At 45.4% G+C, this 18,015-nt stretch carries 13 protein-coding genes and 1 tRNA gene; 4 read left to right on the forward strand and 10 right to left on the reverse strand.

Annotation, left to right across the window (positions count from 1 at the left end; genetic code table 11):
- Positions 1 to 83: 83 nt before the first annotated feature.
- Together OW491_RS13430 and OW491_RS13435 are read right to left on the reverse strand one after the other, a co-directional pair.
- Entirely contained in the window at positions 84 to 2,732 is a 2,649-nt protein-coding gene (locus OW491_RS13430; protein WP_215150821.1) for an EAL domain-containing protein, read from the reverse strand.
- A 34-nt stretch (positions 2,733 to 2,766) separates the two neighbouring features.
- Positions 2,767 to 4,005, reverse strand: a complete 1,239-nt coding sequence (locus OW491_RS13435) for an HDOD domain-containing protein (protein ID WP_246283302.1) — start codon at positions 4,003 to 4,005, stop codon at positions 2,767 to 2,769.
- 144 nt (positions 4,006 to 4,149) lie between these two features.
- On the opposite strand from OW491_RS13435, the gene OW491_RS13440 reads away from it, so the two are divergent.
- The 3 genes from OW491_RS13440 to OW491_RS13450 all read left to right on the forward strand — a co-directional run bounded on the left by OW491_RS13440 (position 4,150) and on the right by OW491_RS13450 (position 8,555).
- A complete protein-coding gene (locus OW491_RS13440; protein ID WP_075170998.1) occupies positions 4,150 to 4,377 on the forward strand; it encodes a hypothetical protein in 228 nt (75 codons plus the stop codon).
- A 91-nt stretch (positions 4,378 to 4,468) separates the two neighbouring features.
- Positions 4,469 to 6,706, forward strand: coding sequence for an EAL domain-containing protein (locus tag OW491_RS13445; protein ID WP_178967842.1), 2,238 nt, complete (start codon positions 4,469 to 4,471; stop codon positions 6,704 to 6,706).
- 4 nt (positions 6,707 to 6,710) lie between these two features.
- Positions 6,711 to 8,555, forward strand: coding sequence for a HAMP domain-containing sensor histidine kinase (locus OW491_RS13450; RefSeq protein WP_290036470.1), 1,845 nt, complete (start codon positions 6,711 to 6,713; stop codon positions 8,553 to 8,555).
- Between the two features lie 4 nt (positions 8,556 to 8,559).
- On the opposite strand, the gene OW491_RS13455 is transcribed toward OW491_RS13450, so the two are convergent.
- Both OW491_RS13455 and OW491_RS13460 read right to left on the reverse strand, forming a co-directional pair.
- Positions 8,560 to 8,739 (reverse strand): DUF6726 family protein, encoded by a 180-nt coding sequence (locus OW491_RS13455; RefSeq protein WP_170870304.1) that lies wholly within the window; start codon positions 8,737 to 8,739, stop codon positions 8,560 to 8,562.
- Between the two features lie 214 nt (positions 8,740 to 8,953).
- Positions 8,954 to 9,030: transfer RNA gene (locus OW491_RS13460), tRNA-Arg, on the reverse strand.
- Between the two features lie 233 nt (positions 9,031 to 9,263).
- Here OW491_RS13460 and OW491_RS13465 point away from each other — a divergent pair.
- The gene (locus OW491_RS13465; RefSeq protein WP_246283345.1) at positions 9,264 to 9,686 is read left to right on the forward strand and encodes a c-type cytochrome; all 423 of its coding nucleotides are present in this window, start codon (positions 9,264 to 9,266) and stop codon (positions 9,684 to 9,686) included.
- Positions 9,687 to 9,813: 127 nt separating this feature from the next.
- Here OW491_RS13465 and pnp read toward each other — a convergent pair whose 3' ends face one another.
- The 6 genes from pnp to nusA form a co-directional block, all read right to left on the reverse strand.
- Positions 9,814 to 11,919 (reverse strand): polyribonucleotide nucleotidyltransferase, encoded by a 2,106-nt coding sequence (pnp, locus tag OW491_RS13470; protein ID WP_290036472.1) that lies wholly within the window; start codon positions 11,917 to 11,919, stop codon positions 9,814 to 9,816.
- Between the two features lie 214 nt (positions 11,920 to 12,133).
- Complete coding sequence (gene rpsO / locus OW491_RS13475; protein ID WP_075170992.1) at positions 12,134 to 12,400, reverse strand: 30S ribosomal protein S15; 267 nt, start codon at positions 12,398 to 12,400, stop codon at positions 12,134 to 12,136.
- A gap of 159 nt (positions 12,401 to 12,559) precedes the next feature.
- Positions 12,560 to 13,516, reverse strand: coding sequence for a tRNA pseudouridine(55) synthase TruB (gene truB / locus OW491_RS13480; RefSeq protein WP_290036473.1), 957 nt, complete (start codon positions 13,514 to 13,516; stop codon positions 12,560 to 12,562).
- A 2-nt stretch (positions 13,517 to 13,518) separates the two neighbouring features.
- On the reverse strand, positions 13,519 to 13,914 hold the full coding sequence (gene rbfA / locus OW491_RS13485) for a 30S ribosome-binding factor RbfA (protein WP_075170990.1): 396 nt from the start codon (positions 13,912 to 13,914) through the stop codon (positions 13,519 to 13,521).
- A gap of 10 nt (positions 13,915 to 13,924) precedes the next feature.
- On the reverse strand, positions 13,925 to 16,477 hold the full coding sequence (gene infB, locus OW491_RS13490; RefSeq protein WP_075179239.1) for a translation initiation factor IF-2: 2,553 nt from the start codon (positions 16,475 to 16,477) through the stop codon (positions 13,925 to 13,927).
- A gap of 24 nt (positions 16,478 to 16,501) precedes the next feature.
- A complete protein-coding gene (gene nusA, locus OW491_RS13495) occupies positions 16,502 to 17,992 on the reverse strand; it encodes a transcription termination factor NusA (protein WP_075170988.1) in 1,491 nt (496 codons plus the stop codon).
- Positions 17,993 to 18,015: the final 23 nt, after the last annotated feature.

Below are 18,015 nucleotides of genomic sequence, written 5' to 3' on the forward strand. Positions count from 1 at the left end.
CGCCTACTTGCAGCGGCTCATTGACACAAACGGAAAGCCTAGGCTTTCCGTTTTTTCTTTGCGCTACACGCTGAGTTAGCCAATCACGATTCTTTGATCACAGGAATAATGGACCCTTTAGCACTTTCTTGAGTAGCCCCCGGCACTTCAAGTAAGGACACCAAATTCTCGTAAGTCACTGGTCTGCTAAACAAATACCCCTGCCCAACATTACAACGTTGTTCCTCTAAAAAACGACGCTGTACATCAGTTTCTATTCCTTCAGCGACCACCGTCAAATTTAGACGATGAGCCATCGATATAATAGCGGCCGTAATTTCCATGTCATCTTGGTGATTAGGAATGTCCTTAATAAATTCTCTATCGACCTTTAACACGTTGATAGGTAATGTTTTAAGGTAGTTAAAGGACGAATACCCTATGCCAAAATCATCAATGGCTATCGTAAGCCCCAATGCTTGCAGCTCCGTTAGTGTTTCAATAGCCGATGAAATATCTTGCATGAGCAAAGATTCGGTAATCTCCACTTCAATCCAGCCAGGATCAACCTGATATTCTTCAATAATATCTCGAACCATATCAAGTAAGCCTGGATCTCTAAACTGCCGAGATGACAAGTTAATTGCTATCCGTATAGGTGTTTCAGTACGGCTGTTTAAGCGATGAATCATCTCGCATGCTGTGGCAAATACCCACCGCCCTAAAGTCACAATAAATCCGGTTTCTTCAGCGACAGGTATAAACTCATTCGGCGATACTATACCTAGCTCTGAATGCTCCCAACGAATCAACGCCTCGACACTCACGATCGAACCTGTACTCAAATCAACCTGCGGCTGATAGAGCAAGCAAAAATGGTCTGCTTCCAGCGCTTTAGGCATTTCCCGCGAAAACTGTAAGTAAGTTTGCAATTGATCATGCAAGCTTTCTGTAAAGCTCCGGTACTGGTTACGGCCCATTTCCTTAGCTTGGTACATGGCCAAATCGGCATGTTTGAGTAAGGTTTCAGATGAGTTGCCATCTTTAGGTAAACACGCCATCCCTAAGCTCGTACTAATTTGTAGCTCTAAGCCATTAATAAGAAAAGGCTGTGAAATAGCATTTAAGATTTTGCGGGCCACTTTATCAATATGATTGGTGTCTTTAATGGGGTGCACAATAATGGCGAATTCATCCCCCCCCAACCGTGCTGCCACATCATCGTCATGTAAGGTATCTACTAGACGTTGAGCAACCTGAATCAACAATTGATCCCCCACATTGTGGCCTTGGGTATCGTTAATTGTTTTAAAGTAATCAAGATCCAGAAGCATGACTACAGCGGGATCTTCTGGGTTTGCAACATCAATAAGCTCTGACAGCTGCCTAAAGAAGAACCGGCGATTCGGTAAGCCAGTTAGCTCATCGTATAACGCTAAGCGCTCCATCTGTGCATGAGCGTCTTTCAGCTCGCTAACGTCTTCACACACTATGACAAAATGAGTGAGTTCTTTATATTCATTATGGATAGGAGAGATGGAAACCAGTGACCAGAACATTTCGCCATTTTTACAGCGGCTTTGCAATTCACCGCGCCAGTGCTGACCTGAGAGCACGCACTGCCATAAGGCCTCGTAACGATCGGCACTGATCCACTTACGACTTAATAAGTCTGGCTGCGTCCCTTTTAGCTCGTCTAGTGTATAGCCTGTGGACTCGGTATATTTTGGATTAACGTACTCTATAGCACCGATAACATCGATGATGATGACGCTTGAGCCACTGTAAGTGATAGCACTTGATAACTGCTGAAGTGAGGACTCGATTTGCTTGCGATAGGAGAAATCCTGACAGGTGCCGGTTACCTTAATAATTTTTTGGTTTTCTCTGAATGCCTGAGCGACCAAGTGTATATGGCGCGGAGACTCATCTTCGCTCATCACTCGAAAGTTTAAATCTAGGCGGCCACCAACAGTCAAAATCCCCTCAAAGCGCTTGTTCAATTCATAACGGTCAGCAGGATGGACATGATAAAAAAATTGATCAAGCGTCTCAGGCTCTGGCACTTGAGGTCTCAGCACATCCATGAGACTTCGCGAACACCAAAATTGGCGTGTGGTTGCATCCCACTCCCAACACCCTAAACGTGCTATTTCTTGCGACTCTTCGAGGCGGCTTTCCACTGCACGATACAGGTTGTTTTGCTCTTCAAGCTGTTGGCGCTGATGCCCGAGAGATTCTCGTAGCAACGAAAAAGTCGATGACATCGGCTTTAAAACTAAGCGCTGAAAAACGACAACACCCAAAAGCCCAAAAATAAGCAAAGTACCTACTACTGCTCCCTCCACTATCCATACGTAGTGCCGAGCTTTTTTTAAGATAGGCTCTCTATATACCGGGCTGCTTAGCTGAAAAGGCGTATCCTCAATGGGAATAATCACCAGATGATAATCATCCGATAATGAGGAGTACGTATCACTACTGCCATCATTAGTACGTCTTTCCACGGCCATATCCAAGGCAGGATTCAAAGCCGACTCAGTGAGCAGTTCATCTAATGGGGCTCCTTCGGCGGTTTTGTGCAGTTGGTCAATGTAGCGCACCATTAATGAGCTCAACTGCTCATCATGTTCGCGTATTAACGACTGCTCCACATAAGGCAACACTAACCACTCAACAACGACCGCTAAGATGACGCAACCTAACAACAAAGGCGCTAACAACCTAAACACAGCAAACTTAATGTGTTGCATTAATTAACACCTAAACCTGCCACCATTAGCAATGTCATACGAGGGTTCCCATCACATTATCAGACCACTTCAGGCTGTGACGATACGCTACTTCATAATAAGGCTGCGGCAAGGCTCCACTTAACTGGTTAAACTCACCTCGTTCATAATGCACTACTTCTTCTAGCACAGAGCCAAGTACGCCTTCATGCTTGAGAATAGCTTGTTTAATCTCTTTCTGAATAGGAATGCCTTCTAACAAATCAGGCATTGCCTGATCAAACAGAGCATCTATTTGCGACAGCAAGCCCACCACAAAAAAGTTGAGTGAATCATCATAACCTTGCATTGATGCCAGCAGCTCGCACATACGGCCACGCACCAATAAATTGCGTGTCAGCGCATTAGGGGTTCCGTCTTGAGCTGTCGTAAGGAACAGAAGAACCCAACGTCGCATTTGCTCCATGCCCAAAAGCATAATGGCATGCGATAACGAGGAAATTTCTTTTGGCGTTTTGAATGCAGCAGAGTTGACCACTTTTAAAATTTTGTAAGTTAACGCCGCATCATTAATAGCTATTTGCTCCAAACTATCGCCCGTAGCGCCCTCACGGTTTAGCTCGGCCAGCATTTGCAGCAAAATGACTTTATTACCGCGTATCTTTCGCCCTTTAACGGGTTCGGGGCGGCTCAAAAAATACCCCTGGTATTGAGAGAACCCTATCTCTAAGCACTGTCTAAACTCTTCTTTTGTTTCGACTTTATCCGCTAGCAAATCGAGTTGATAAGGGCGTAAACGTTGAACAATACTCGGTATGTTGGCCAACCCTAATAATTGGATATCCAGCTTGACGACATGGACCGTATTTAACAGAGGATCGAAACGAAGATCACTCGGGTCATAGTCTGCGAGTACAATACGGTAACCACGCTTAGCGTAATCACTCACCTTCTGAATAAATTCCGGTGTAATTGTTGAGCGCCCCAAGATCTCTAGTACAAATAAGTTAGGCGGCAGTTCAGGGAGCTGATCGTTCAACAGTATTTTATCGGTTACCTTAATGTAACAAGGCAGATGTTGATTTTGTTTACCTACAGAAAGGCTCGCATAACTGTTTGTTATTACATCTAGCGTGGCAGCATCATCACCAATGCTCGCGATGTCAGTACCGTTCGCACTTCTAAAAAGCAGTTCAAACGCAATGATATCCTGATTTTTAGAATAAATAGGCTGACGAGCCATCAGCACATCAAGTGTATCGTCTGCATCCAGACCAGCGGGCGTAGTTAACACAAATATCTCCAAATAAATCTAACGCTTGTACGAGTTATCGACCTTAAAGTAACTAAATTGAGCGATCAATGTTATGTGTTCAGTTGACAGTTTTTCAGCTATCTAGCACTCTCGTTGCATGTACAGTTCAACAAAGGAATCACCATGAGTCAGCAACAAGGAAGTGCAGGCAATGTAATCGCCGCACTTTGTAATGTTTTTGTTCCCGGTTTAGGGCATCTAATCCAAGGGCGATTGTTAGCCGCTATTATGTATTTCATCATCATCTCCCTTGGGTATGCATTTTACATTTTAGTCATTCCTGCAATTTTCGCAGCGATTATTCACTTGATCTGCATCATCAGTGCTGCTCGTTACAAGCCCGCTGAATGACCTGACACCCATCTCTGAATGATAACTTAACAAAGCTAAACTATACTCATAGTGAAATAAAAAAATTGAATTCATAACGAAGGAGGCTTGCATGGCAAGCGAGTCGTTATTTAGCTTTACGCAAGAAGATAGCACGCCAAGGCACTCCAAAACGGATCATTGGAAAATCCTGAGCGTCGAAGACGATTCGGCGTATCAAGCGTCGCTCGCTTTTGCTCTAGAAAATCAGCGAATATTCGATCGCTCTATTGTGCTATTGAAAGCCAACTCAGCAAGCGAAGCGGCTGATATCATAGCGACTAATCCAGACCTAAGTGTGATTCTATTAGATGTGGTCATGGAAACAGACGATGCGGGGCTCAAACTCGTTGGTACTATTCGCGAAGTGTTGGGCAATGCCAACGTACGCATTGTTTTACTCACAGGCCAGCCAAGCATGGCTCCTCGTAATGATGTAATGAAACGCTACGATATCGATGACTACTGGTGTAAATCGGACCTTTCGAGCGACTTTCTGCAAACCATTATTGCAGGCAATATTCGAACCTGGAACCACCTCCAAGAGCTAAACCGCGCAAAACAAGGTTTGCAGATGGTTATTGACGCCAGTCAGCAGCTCAGTTTCAAACGTAACTTGCAGGAATTCACCCAAGTTTTACTTGAAGAAATTAGCCGGCTGCTTGGTGTCGAAGATGAAGGCATTGTGTGCAGCCTTATTAATCGCAGCAAAGTACCTTTGGATAAAGCGTGTATTTTGGCGGCGACCGGTAAATACGCCATTTATCAACAGCAGCCTCTATCGTCGATTACCGACAAGCCCCTCTTAACGCTATTCCAAGCGGCCTCTTGGCAGAGGCAGCATATTTTTGGCAATAATGTATCCATTCTTTATTTTGAGAATAAGCAGATACACGATAAAGCCTACATTATTATGGTAAACACGGAACGTGCGTTAAGCGAACATGAAACCTATTTACTTGAAGTCTTTAGCACCAACATCAGCAATGGTTTCACAAATCTCGCGCTCAATAGTCGGCTAAGCGAGCTTGCCTATACCCATGCAACATTGGGGATTCCTAACCGCAATCACTTTTTACGATCAATCGACAATACGAGCGAACAAGACAAACGAACAGCGATCATCGGCGTTGTGAAGATTGATGACTTCAACGACCTTACCCTAACCTTTGGCGAAGAATTCTGCAGCGATCTATTACGCAGCATTTACGAACGGTTAAAATCCACTACTCGTCCCTTAGAACCCATTGCTATTATTTCCCAAGATAGCATTGGCTTATTGCTCAACAATACATCACCCCATGATGCGGCTTTCTTTGAACAACTGCTTACGCCTTCATTTACCATAAGCGGAGCCGGACACAGCTTATCAACCACCGTAGGCATTCTGGATGTTAGCGTAAATAGTAACCAGCCAATACGCGAAGCAGATCGGTTATTACGCCTCGCAGAAGGGACCGTATTAATAGCCAACCGAGAAAAGCTTAATTATCTGCGCTTCGAATCACATATGGAAAGTGATATTTCTACGCGCGCTAAACTACTAAGCGAACTACGCAACGCGATCCATCAGCAGTCCATATTTATAGAAATCCAACCCAAAATAAATTTACATTCCGGCTCAATCACAGGTTTTGAAGCACTAGCCCGCTGGGAGCTTAACAACGAAAGGATTCCTCCTGATACCTTTATACTCTTAGCAGAGACTTCTGGCCTCATAACGAAGCTGGATTTACTGGTTGCCGAAAAAGTGGCCCAAGCTATCCAAAAAATGACGAAAGCAGGCGTAAGTTACCCTATTGCTATTAATGCTTCAGCCCCCGATTTACTCAACAACGATTATCGTCACAAACTCTTTGAAATACTCGATGAATATCACATAAACCCCAACCAAATAGAGCTTGAGATAACAGAAACCAAAGCAATGCGGGACTACCATGTCATAGCACCGCAACTGCGCTCAATGATAGAAATGGGCATGAAAGTGAGCCTCGATGATTTTGGCACTGGCTACTCATCGCTCGCTTACATTACTGACCTGGCCGCCACAGGCCTAAAGATTGATCGCAGCTTTATTCAAAAATTGACACAATCTGAAGCCGACGAAAAAGTTGTGGATATGATTCTTCACCTAGGTCGTTTTTTTGATTTAGACGTAATTGCTGAAGGCATCGAAACGCCAGAGCAAGCTGAACGCCTCAAACAGATGAACTGTCCCTCTGGCCAAGGCTATTTATTTTCACGTCCCATGTCTGTAGACAGCGCCATACAATGGGTCAAACTTCATAACAAACAAGCACCAAAAGGGTAGAAGGGTGCAAGAGCCCAAACGGTTTTCGGCTTCTTTGATTCTGATGGCTATCTTGTTATTAGCCGTGAGCATCGTGGGCAGCTTTATTATCTATCAGAGTCGAGTTCAAGCTCAAATTCAACAACTTGAAGGACAGCTAACGCAACAAGTCTACAATACAACCAAAGCGTTGGCCTATGAATTTGGCAACATCGAAAACATAACCCTATTACTCAAAAGAAGGCTGCTTACCCAAGATGGGCTATTGAATACAACCCCTATCAACCAAAAGCATGTGCTTAAAGAATTTGCCCATTTCCAAAGCATCTCACCATTTATAACCGAAATAACCTGGTTAGCTTCCGACGGGAAAGTACAAATCCAACTAAACGCCACCTCCACCCAAGAAAACAATGCCCCTAGTGACAGGTATGGCGACGCCTTTATGTCTGCAGCCAGACGCGCGCCAACCACCATAGCGCCGGCCATATTATTAAATGAGGAAAACCGCTATTACATCCTCTCAACAGTTACCTCAACCGAATCAGAAGGGCTTCATTCCGGCCTATTTATTATTAGGTTTAACCTAACCCCCCCCACTCAGAACCTACTGAGCACCCAAAGCGAACGCTTCGATACGTTTCTTATTACGGGAGCAGGAAAACGCAAACTAGTCCCTCCTCCTGAGATCAACTCAGAAGATAAGCATGCGTTTCATTTCTCAAAGAAATACCCTCAAGCGTGGAGCAAATTAACACTCGGCCCAGCCGAAGGGAGCTTCGTTCTCAACAACCAACTATGGCAATACCTAAGAAGAACTGTTGCCCTTAGAGAGCACCAAGAGACATTTAACCGAGAAATACTCACAATTGCTGTCGCGTCAAAGCCTGAAGTGCTTTCCAACATAAAATACTCTCAACAGATCATGATAGGGCAGTTTGCTTTTGGGGTTCTCGGCATTGGTTTATTTATCATTTACCGTCTCTATAAAAACAACCAATCCTTCCAGATGCTGCATCGCACTTTACAGAAGGAAAAAAGTAAACTTGAAACTACTTTCCAAGCACTACAAGCTGCTCATGAGCAACAAAACCTATTGATAGAAGAACTTGCCGAAAGCCAAAAACTCTCTTCGCTTGGAATGATGGTTGCCGGAGTAGCCCATGAATTAAACACACCTACTGGCGGCGCGTTAATCTCGGTCAGTACGCTACAGCGCCAACTTCACGAGCTTCAAGAAGCCATCAATTCAGGGCTTAAACGCAGTGATTTAGACCAATACGTCAACAACGCCGAATCAGGCTTGCAACTAACTGAACATAATTTAAAGCAAGCATCTAAACTCATTAAAAGCTTTAAGCGCTTAGCCGTGGATAGGAATTCTGAAGACATCACTGAATTTACGCTGGATGAGCCTATTCAAGACTTGCTGACCAGCTTACATTCTTTGATTAAAAACGCGAATATCGAGCTAATAACTGACTACCCAGCCCAACTAAAACTTTACAGCCACCCAGGGATTCTATCGCAGGTTATACAAAACTTTATCGAAAACGCTATTAACCACGCTTTTAGTCATCAAACGATCAGCAGTAAAACCATTCGCCTTTGTGCAAAAACCGAAGCCAACCAGCTTATTGTTAGCATCTCAGACAATGGCCAAGGCATTGCGCCCCATGTCTTGCCAACTATATTCGACCCTTTTGTCACAACACGTCGCGGTGAAGGCCATACTGGTTTAGGGCTGCATCAGGTGCACCAATGGGTGCAAAAAATTCTACAAGGTTCCATCAAAGTCAAAAGCACTACCAATGAAGGCACCGAATTCATCATCGCCATACCAATACGCCTGACAACAAATAAAAATTAGCGCGTTACAAAGGCACCAAATCAATCGCATCGGCGGTGGTATCGATCACCGCATCAGCCGCATTACCCACAACAGGAACCACAGAAACAACAGCCCCGCCGACACGCAACGGCACCGTTACCACCTTCGTTAGAACACACCCGTTCAATACAAGCGCCAACATTAGCACTGCTATCAACTTCATCAATGTCTACGCCTTAATATATCACCGTATTAATGCAAAACAGCATAGTGCAGATCTCACAAATGGCAATACAAGACAATGAATAACAAGAACTTAATATACAGCTAGGAATGTAAATCGCTTCGCTCAACCCAAACTTGTCGGGGGCTCTCACCCTCCCGTTCGAGCAATCAATAAGTGACTATATGTACAGAGCAGAAAAGGAAACTAGAAGTGGCGCGCCTGGAGGGATTCGAACCCCCGACCAACAGGATCGGAACCTGCTACTCTATCCAGCTGAGCTACAGGCGCTTACACATTCATGTGGGCGCTAATAATACGTAGCTAACGTGGCTTTGCCAAGCTGAAAAGCCAAAAAGTGCTTTTCATTGTCTAACCTCAATACTTTATGTTGTTATACGCCTTAAGACCAATATATAACCCCTTTTTTGTTAGGTGCTTTTATCGGTATAATTTGCGCTATTAAAATTAATGATGCTCTTAAGCATCTAATGAACCGTGACGAGGTCTCCACTGTGAAATTGATCGCCAAAGTGACATCAATCTTAAGCGCATTGGGTTTAAGTTTAGCCCTGGCTAGTTCGGTAGGTGCAGCAACCTCCGATGAAAAAATTATCGAGCGTATAAAGCCAGCGGGCAACGTATGCCTAGAAGGTGATGACTCTTGTGGCGGTGCCGCAGCAGCAGTCGCTACAACAGCCGGCGGTGCTCGCTCAGGTGAAGAGGTATATAACAGTGCTTGCGCAGCGTGCCACTCTATCGGTGTTGCTGGCGCGCCTAAGTTTGGTACGAGCGAATGGACTGACAGAGCTGCTAAGGGCATTGATAGCCTTTTAGCCACTGCCATCAGCGGTATTAATGCCATGCCACCAAAAGGAACATGTGCCACATGTTCTGATGATGAGCTGAAGATTGCTATCGAATACATGATCGATAGCGCTCCTTAATAGCCCTTATCACTTTCAATAAAAAACCTCGCACTGCGAGGTTTTTTATTGCTTTACGAAACTCTTAACGTATAGCGTCCACAAAAAAAGCCCTCATAAGAGGGCTTTTTTAATCGACTATCAGCGATTAGCCTTCAACAGACTCATCTTCAATCAAGTCTTTCATAGACAACTTAATGCGCCCACGTGGATCAACCTCAAGTACTTTAACTTTAATCACATCACCCATGTTGATGTAATCAGTCACTTTCTCAACACGCTTGTTAGCAATCTGAGAAATGTGAACTAGGCCGTCTTTACCAGGTAATAAGTTAACAAACGCACCAAACTCTTCGATACGTACCACTTTACCTTCGTAAACTTTACCGACTTCCGCTTCAGCAGTGATTTCGATAACCTTATCAGTTGCCGCTTTTGCAGAAGCTTTATCCGCTGCATAGATACGAACCGTACCGTCATCATCGATGTCGATCATAGCACCCGTTTCTTCTGTCAACGAACGGATAGTCGCTCCGCCTTTACCGATAACGTCACGAATTTTCTCAGGGTTGATTTTAATCTGAGTCATCGCTGGTGCATTATCAGGAAGCTCTGGACGTGCATAACCGATAACTTTAGCCATCTCTTTCAAAATATGGGTACGTGCATTGAACGCTTGCTCCAATGCAATCTCCATAATTTCTTCGGTAATACCTGTAATCTTGATATCCATCTGCAGTGCTGTAACACCTGCTTCAGTACCAGCTACTTTAAAGTCCATATCACCTAGGTGATCTTCGTCACCCAAGATATCAGTTAAAACAGCGAACTTTTCGCCTTCTTTAACCAATCCCATTGCGATACCAGCAACAGGGGCTTTGAGCGGCACGCCAGCATCCATCATGGCTAATGAAGCACCACAAACAGAGGCCATAGAGCTAGAGCCGTTTGATTCCGTGATTTCAGATACAATGCGGATGGTATATGGGAACTCTTCTTGTGATGGTAGCATTGCCGCTACGCCACGACGCGCTAGACGGCCATGACCTATTTCACGACGGCCTGTTGCACCCATACGTCCTGCTTCACCAACTGAATAAGGAGGGAAGTTGTAATGCAGCATGAACGGATCTTTACGCTCACCTTCAATCGCATCAATGATCTGTTGATCACGTGCAGTACCTAACGTACAAGTCGCAATGGCTTGCGTTTCACCACGCGTGAATAATGCAGAACCGTGAGTACCTTTCAGTACATCGATAGCTACTTCAATTGGACGAACCGTTTTAGTATCACGGCCATCGATACGCGGAGCACCATCAACAATACGCTGACGAACGATCTGCTTCTCAACTGAGCTCACAACACCCGACACTTCTTTAGCGCTAGGCTGACCTTCTTCACCAGACAAAGCCGCAACAGCTTGGTTACGCAACTCACTCAACGCACCTTGACGCTGCATTTTATCAGCCACTTGGTATGCATCGGCAATACCTTGACCTACAAGCTCTTTAACTTGAGCAATCAGCGCTTCGTTCTTAGCAGCTGGCTGCCAATCCCACATTGGCTTACCGGCTTCGGCTTTTAGCTCATTAATTGCATTAACAGCTACTTGCATCTCGTTGTGCGCGAACAATACCGCACCCAACATTTCATCTTCGGTTAGTTCTTGGGCTTCTGACTCAACCATCAAAACCGCATCAGACGTACCTGCAACAACCATGTCTAACTCTGAAGTAGCTAGCTGCTCATAGTTAGGGTTTAGGATATAGCCATCAGCTTCTGTAAAGCCAACACGTGCAGCACCGATTGGGCCTACGAAAGGAATGCCCGAGATCGACAAAGCGGCTGATGTACCAATCAATGCAGCAATATCCGGATCGTTTACCTTATCTGCAGACATGACCGTACAGATAACCTGTACTTCGTTCATGAAGCCTTTTGGAAACAATGGGCGAATTGGACGGTCGATCAGACGTGATGTTAGTGTTTCTTTCTCTGATGGGCGCGCTTCGCGCTTGAAGAAACCACCAGGGATACGGCCTACGGCGTAGTACTTCTCTTGATAATGAACCGACAACGGGAAGAAATCTTGACCGTCTTTGGCTTCTTTAGCGCCAACAACCGTACACAATACTTGGTTGCCGCCCATAGTAACTAATACAGCGCCTGTTGCTTGGCGAGCAACACGACCCGTTTCGATTGTGACTTCTTGGTCACCAAATTGGAACGTTTTAGTAATCGTTTGAAACACGATTAACTCCTTTAAAAAGACAAAAAATATACCTGCAGGAGAGCGCGTTTCGACACCATCTTTAAGCCAGTACTCATTTGTATTTCTTATAACACAGCCATCTTATTGAATAGCAGAAACACAAATGAGTACAGGCGGGTTGAAATCGCATCCACTCAAACAGGAGGCTTATAAAACAGAGGCCATACATTGTATGGCCTCTGTAGAGTTCAGCTTAACGACGCAGACCTAGACGGCCGATCAAAGCTAAGTAACGATCCGCATCTTTCTTTTTCAAGTAATCAAGCAGCTTACGACGCGAGTTTACCATGCGGATCAGACCACGACGTGAGTGGTGATCGTGCTTATGTGCTTTGAAATGCTCTTGCAGACCAGTAATGTTAGCGGTAAGCAAAGCAACCTGTACTTCTGTACAACCTGTGTCTGCTTCACCACGACCGAAATCTGCAACGATTTGCGCTTTTTGTTCAACTGTTAACATCTGTTTAACTCCAAAAATAATATGCAGACAATCATGCACCTTTGGTGTCACGTTGCCGGTTAAATGTCACGGTATACCGAGCATATTTTCAGTAAACCGTCTAACGCAAAAGCACAAAAGAGCGCTTAAGCGAAACAATCAGAATAGGCAAAACCCTAGCTAAGATGCAGCTTGAGTACTCAACAAACGAGTCGGCTTAAGGCGTCGATCATCTGTCACTTCACCTATCCCTAAAAAGGTATTTGAGCCTTTTTCGTGTATTCGAATCAACGAAACCGGCCTGTGCTCAACCGATACTTTTTGCCCTTGGCGAATCAACTGGCAATGCTCTGCTGTTAACTCAATCACTGGTGCATCTTCTATCGCTGACCACGGCGCTAATAATAGCGCATCAAGACGAGTTTGTATGCTTTCCTGAGACTCATCAGGCGCTTTAGGCTCAGCTATTTCACGCAATTCGTCTAAGGTAATCATATCTTTGGCGAGATAAGGCCCCGAGTCCAAGCGACGAAGCCTTTTCACATGGGCCCCACAACCTAACAACAGCCCTAAATCCTCAACGATTGAACGAATATACGTTCCTTTTGAGCAACATATATCCAGATCAACCTCATCTCCGCGAAAGGCCATTATTTCAATCGAAAAAATGGTGACTCGGCGCGGCTTGACTTCAACTTGAACGCCCTGCCTTGCCAATTTATAAAGCGGCTGCCCGTTATGCTTTAAAGCCGAGAACATCGAAGGGACTTGTTCTATCTCTCCAGTAAAATGCTCAACGAGCAAACTGGCGATACGGCCTTGCGTTATATCTTCACCCACATTAGCGGTCGCGATCACCTTTCCATCAGCGTCACTGCTATCGGTTCGGATACCTAACTTAGCCGTGGTCTGATAACGCTTATTAGCATTGAGAAGAAACTGCGAAAACTTAGTAGCCTCACCAAAGGTGAGTGGCAACATACCTGTTGCTAATGGGTCAAGAGCGCCGGTATGGCCAGCCTTTGCCGCGCCAAAAAGACGCTTAGCAACCTGCAGCACATGATTAGAACTGACGCCTTGCGGTTTATCTAATAATAAAATGCCGTCCACAGGACGGCCTTTTCTTGTTCTAGCCACGCTTATTCCTCGTCAGAGGCTTCTTTATCCCGCAGCTCGCGCGCTGCTTTTTCAATCAAGCTATGTAATTGGCGACCACGCTCTACACTCTCATCGAAATGAAAACGCAACTGTGGCATTACACGTAGCTTAATTTTATGGGATAACTCATGACGCAAAAAACCAGCTGCCTTACGCAGCACATCTAACGATACGGCGATCGACTCTGCTTCATCTTGGTCTCCTAAAGGTAAAACCGTGATGTAGACATCGCAATAACCTAGATCTTTAGCGACTTTTACGTGACTAATTGTCACCATCCCCATACGGGGATCTTTAATTTCAAACTGAATCACCTGAGCCAGATCCCTTTGGATCTGGTCAGCGATTCGTTGTGTACGACTAAACTCGCGTGCCATACGACTCCGTTTACAGTGTCCGTTGGACTTCAACAGTCGAGAATACCTCGATCTGATCGCCCTCTTTCACATCATTGTAGTTTTTAACGCCGATACCACATTCCATACCTTGGCGAACCTCAGCAACGGAATCTTTAAAGCGACGTAGCGACTCTAATTCGCCTTCATAGATAACAACGTTATCACGTAGTACACGAATCCGCTTGTTACGGAAGACCGTACCTTCAGTTACCATACAACCAGCAACCAAGCCCAATTTAGGCGAACGGAATACATCACGTACTTCAGCAATACCGACAATTTCTTCACGGAATTCTGGAGATAGAAGCCCCGTCATTGCCTGCTTAACGTCATCAATGATGTCGTAAATCACACTGTAGTAGCGTAATTGAATGCCTTCACGATCAATAATAGCTTTGGCTTGTGCATCAGCACGAACGTTAAAACCTATCACCAATGCAGAGGAAGCCAACGCTAAGTTCGCTTCTGTCTCAGCGATACCACCTACACCACTAGAAACAATGACGACTTTTACTTCGTCTGTCGACAAATCTTCTAGCGCGTTAGTTAACGCTTCCAGAGAACCACGTACGTCCGCTTTTAGTACGATATTCAGAGACTTAACATCGCCGGCTTGCATGTTTTCAAACAAGTTTTCAAGCTTCGATGCTTGTTGACGCGCCAACTTAACCTCGCGGTATTTGCCTTGACGGAACAATGCAACTTCACGCGCTTTCTTCTCATTGGAAACAACAGCAAACTCATCACCCGCCGCAGGCGTACCATCCAAACCAAGTATTTCAACAGGGATAGACGGGCCAGCTTCTTCAACGGCTTTACCATTCTCATCCAACATCGCACGGATACGTCCGTAATGCAGACCGGCAAGCACAATATCACCTTTACGAAGCGTACCGTTTTGTACTAACAACGTCGCAACTGGACCACGTCCTTTATCCAAACGAGACTCAACGACTACACCTTGACCTGGTGCTTCTGGAACAGCACTCAATTCTAGAACTTCGGCTTGTAACAGCACCGCCTCTAGCAGGTCATCAATACCATGACCGGTTTTAGCCGAAACTTCGATAAATTGAACATCACCACCCCAGTCTTCAGGGATAACATCACGCTGAGCTAACTCGTTTTTAACACGATCAGGATCAGCGTCTTCTTTATCTACTTTGTTAACGGCGATAACAAGAGGAACACCAGCCGCACGCGCATGCTGAACCGCCTCCTCTGTTTGAGGCATAACACCGTCATCAGCTGCAACCACAAGGATTACAATATCAGTCAGCTTAGCACCACGTGCTCGCATAGCCGTAAACGCAGCGTGTCCCGGAGTATCCAAGAAGGTAACCATGCCATTGTCTGTTTCAACATGGTAAGCACCAATGTGCTGCGTAATACCACCAGACTCACCGGCAGCAACACGTGTGCGACGGATGTAATCCAGCAGTGATGTTTTACCATGGTCAACGTGACCCATAACCGTAACGATTGGAGCACGGCCTTGACGATCACCTTCGTGACTTTGCATGCTTTCCATCAAGGCTTCTTCAACAGCATTTTCTTGCATCGGCTTAGGTACATGACCCATTTCCTCAACAACAAGTACCGCTGTGTCTTGATCAATTACTTGGTTAATGGTCGCCATAGCGCCCATTTTGAACATAACCTTGATCACTTCTGCCGCTTTAACTGACATTTTCTTAGCCAGTTCAGCAACCGTAATACTCTCTGGAATGGCTACATCATGAACCTTTGGTGCCTGTGGTTCAGTGAAGCCATGCTCGTTATTACGATTAGACTGCTGCTTACGCGGCGTCTTAGAGTTACGAGACAGTTTGCCACCACGACGATCATCACGATTATTAAAATCGTTACGTCCACCTCGGCCTTTTGCTGGCTTTTTATCTTCACCACGGAAGCCTTTTTTAGGCTCGCTGGTACGATTAGGCTCGGCTGGTTTAGCCTTAGTAGGTTGTTTTACTTCCACCGGTTTCTCTTTTGCAACGGGTTTAGCTTCAGCAGGCTTAGGTGCTGGAGCTTCTGTTTGCTGAGGAGCCGCGGCTTGTTTCTCTTTAGCTGCTTCCGCCTGTTTACGAGCAGCTTCTTCTGCTTCGAGACGTGCCTTTTCTTCAGCTTCTTTCTTGGCTTGCTCTGCAGCAACGCGTGCTGCTTCTTCTGCTGCCAAACGTGCTTGCTCTTCAGCTTGTGCTTGCTGAGCAGCCTCATCCGTATCAACATCTGAACGCTTAACGTATGTGCGAGTTTTACGCACTTCTACATTAACGGTTTTTTTCTTACCGGAAGCACCAGCTACTTTAAGCTGAGATGTTGTCTTACGCTTTAATGTGATTTTTTTCGGGGAATCGCCATCACCGTTTTCATCGCCATGAGATCGTTTTAAATGACCTAACAATGATTGACGCTCGGTTTCAGAAACCATTGAATCTTGGTTCTTACCAGCAATACCCGCTTCCTGCATCTGCGTTAATAAACGCTCAACGGGAACACCAACCACATCGGCAAGTTGTTTTACTGTGACTTCTGCCATATTGGTAAATCTCCTCCGTTGACTTTAAGCTTCATCCGCAAACCAGGGCGCACGTGCGGTCATTATAATTTCCGCCGCTTTTTCTTCAGTCATATTTTCAATTTCCAGAAGCTCTTCAACTGATTGCTCAGCAAGGTCTTCCATTGTAACAACACCACGAGCGGCTAACAGGAACGCCAAATGACGATCCATACCTTCCATCGTGAGTAGGTCTTCTGCAGGCTCAGCATTCTCTAGCTGTTCCTCATTTGCTAACGCCATATTTAACAGTGCATCTTTGGCGCGCGAGCGAAGCTCATTAACGATGTCTTCATCAAAGCCGTCGATTTCTAACATTTCGTCAACAGGCACATAAGCGACTTCTTCTAACGTAGTGAAACCTTCTTCCACTAAAATAGAAGCGACATCTTCATCCACGTCTAGGTGCTTAATAAACACATCCATAACAGAGCCCATTTCAGACTGCTGTTTTGCCTGCGCTTCATCTTCAGACATGACATTAAGTTCCCAGCCAGTCAGCTCAGATGCCAAGCGAACATTTTGACCGCCGCGACCGATAGCCATAGCTAAGGCTTCTTCCGCAACAGCAACATCCATAGAGTGGGACTCTTCTTCGATAACAATCGAAGCCACTTCTGCTGGCGACATCGCGTTAATAACTAACTGTGCAGGATTATCATCCCACAAAATAATATCAACTCGCTCACCGCCAAGCTCATTGGAAACCGCTTGTACACGTGCACCGCGCATGCCCACGCAAGCACCAACAGGGTCTATGCGACCGTCGTTTGTTTTGACGGCAATTTTAGCGCGCGATCCCGGATCTCGAGCAGCGGCACGGATATCAATAACTTCTTCTGATATTTCGGGTACTTCGATACGGAAAAGTTCAATCAACATCTCTGGGCAGGTGCGACTTAAGATCAGCTGCGGGCCGCGGCCTTCAGAGCGAACCTCAGTCAAAACGGCACGCACACGGTCGCCCATACGAAATACTTCACGCGGCAAAACATTTTCACGAGGTAATAACGCTTCAGCGTTGTTACCTAGATCCACAATAATGTTGTCCCGTGTAACTTTCTTTACACTAGCCGAAATCAACTCGCCAATTTTGTCGCGGTACAAATCAACAACTTTAGCGCGCTCAGCTTCACGCACTTTCTGCACGATAACCTGTTTAGCGGTCTGCGCGGCTATGCGGCCAAAGGCAACCGACTCAACCTGTTCTTCATAGGTATCGCCCGGCTGCAATTTGCTATCAATTTCTTCGGCTTCTTGAAATGTTAACTCAGTGCCTAACATTGGCACCACGTCATTAGTTACAACCAACCAGCTACGGAAAGTTTCATAATCACCCGTGGCACGGTCAATAACGACGCGAATTTCTGCTTCTTCGTCGTAACGTTTTTTAGTCGCTGTTGCTAGCGCCAACTCAATGGCTTCAAAAATGACGTCTTTAGGTACGTCTTTTTCATTAGAAACTGCTTCTGCAACCAGTAGAATCTCTTTATTCATGCTGCTGCCTCGCTCTATCCTCG

This window comes from Neptunomonas sp. CHC150 (assembly GCF_030397555.1).
In the GTDB taxonomy this organism is placed as follows: domain Bacteria; phylum Pseudomonadota; class Gammaproteobacteria; order Pseudomonadales; family Balneatricaceae; genus Neptunomonas; species Neptunomonas phycophila.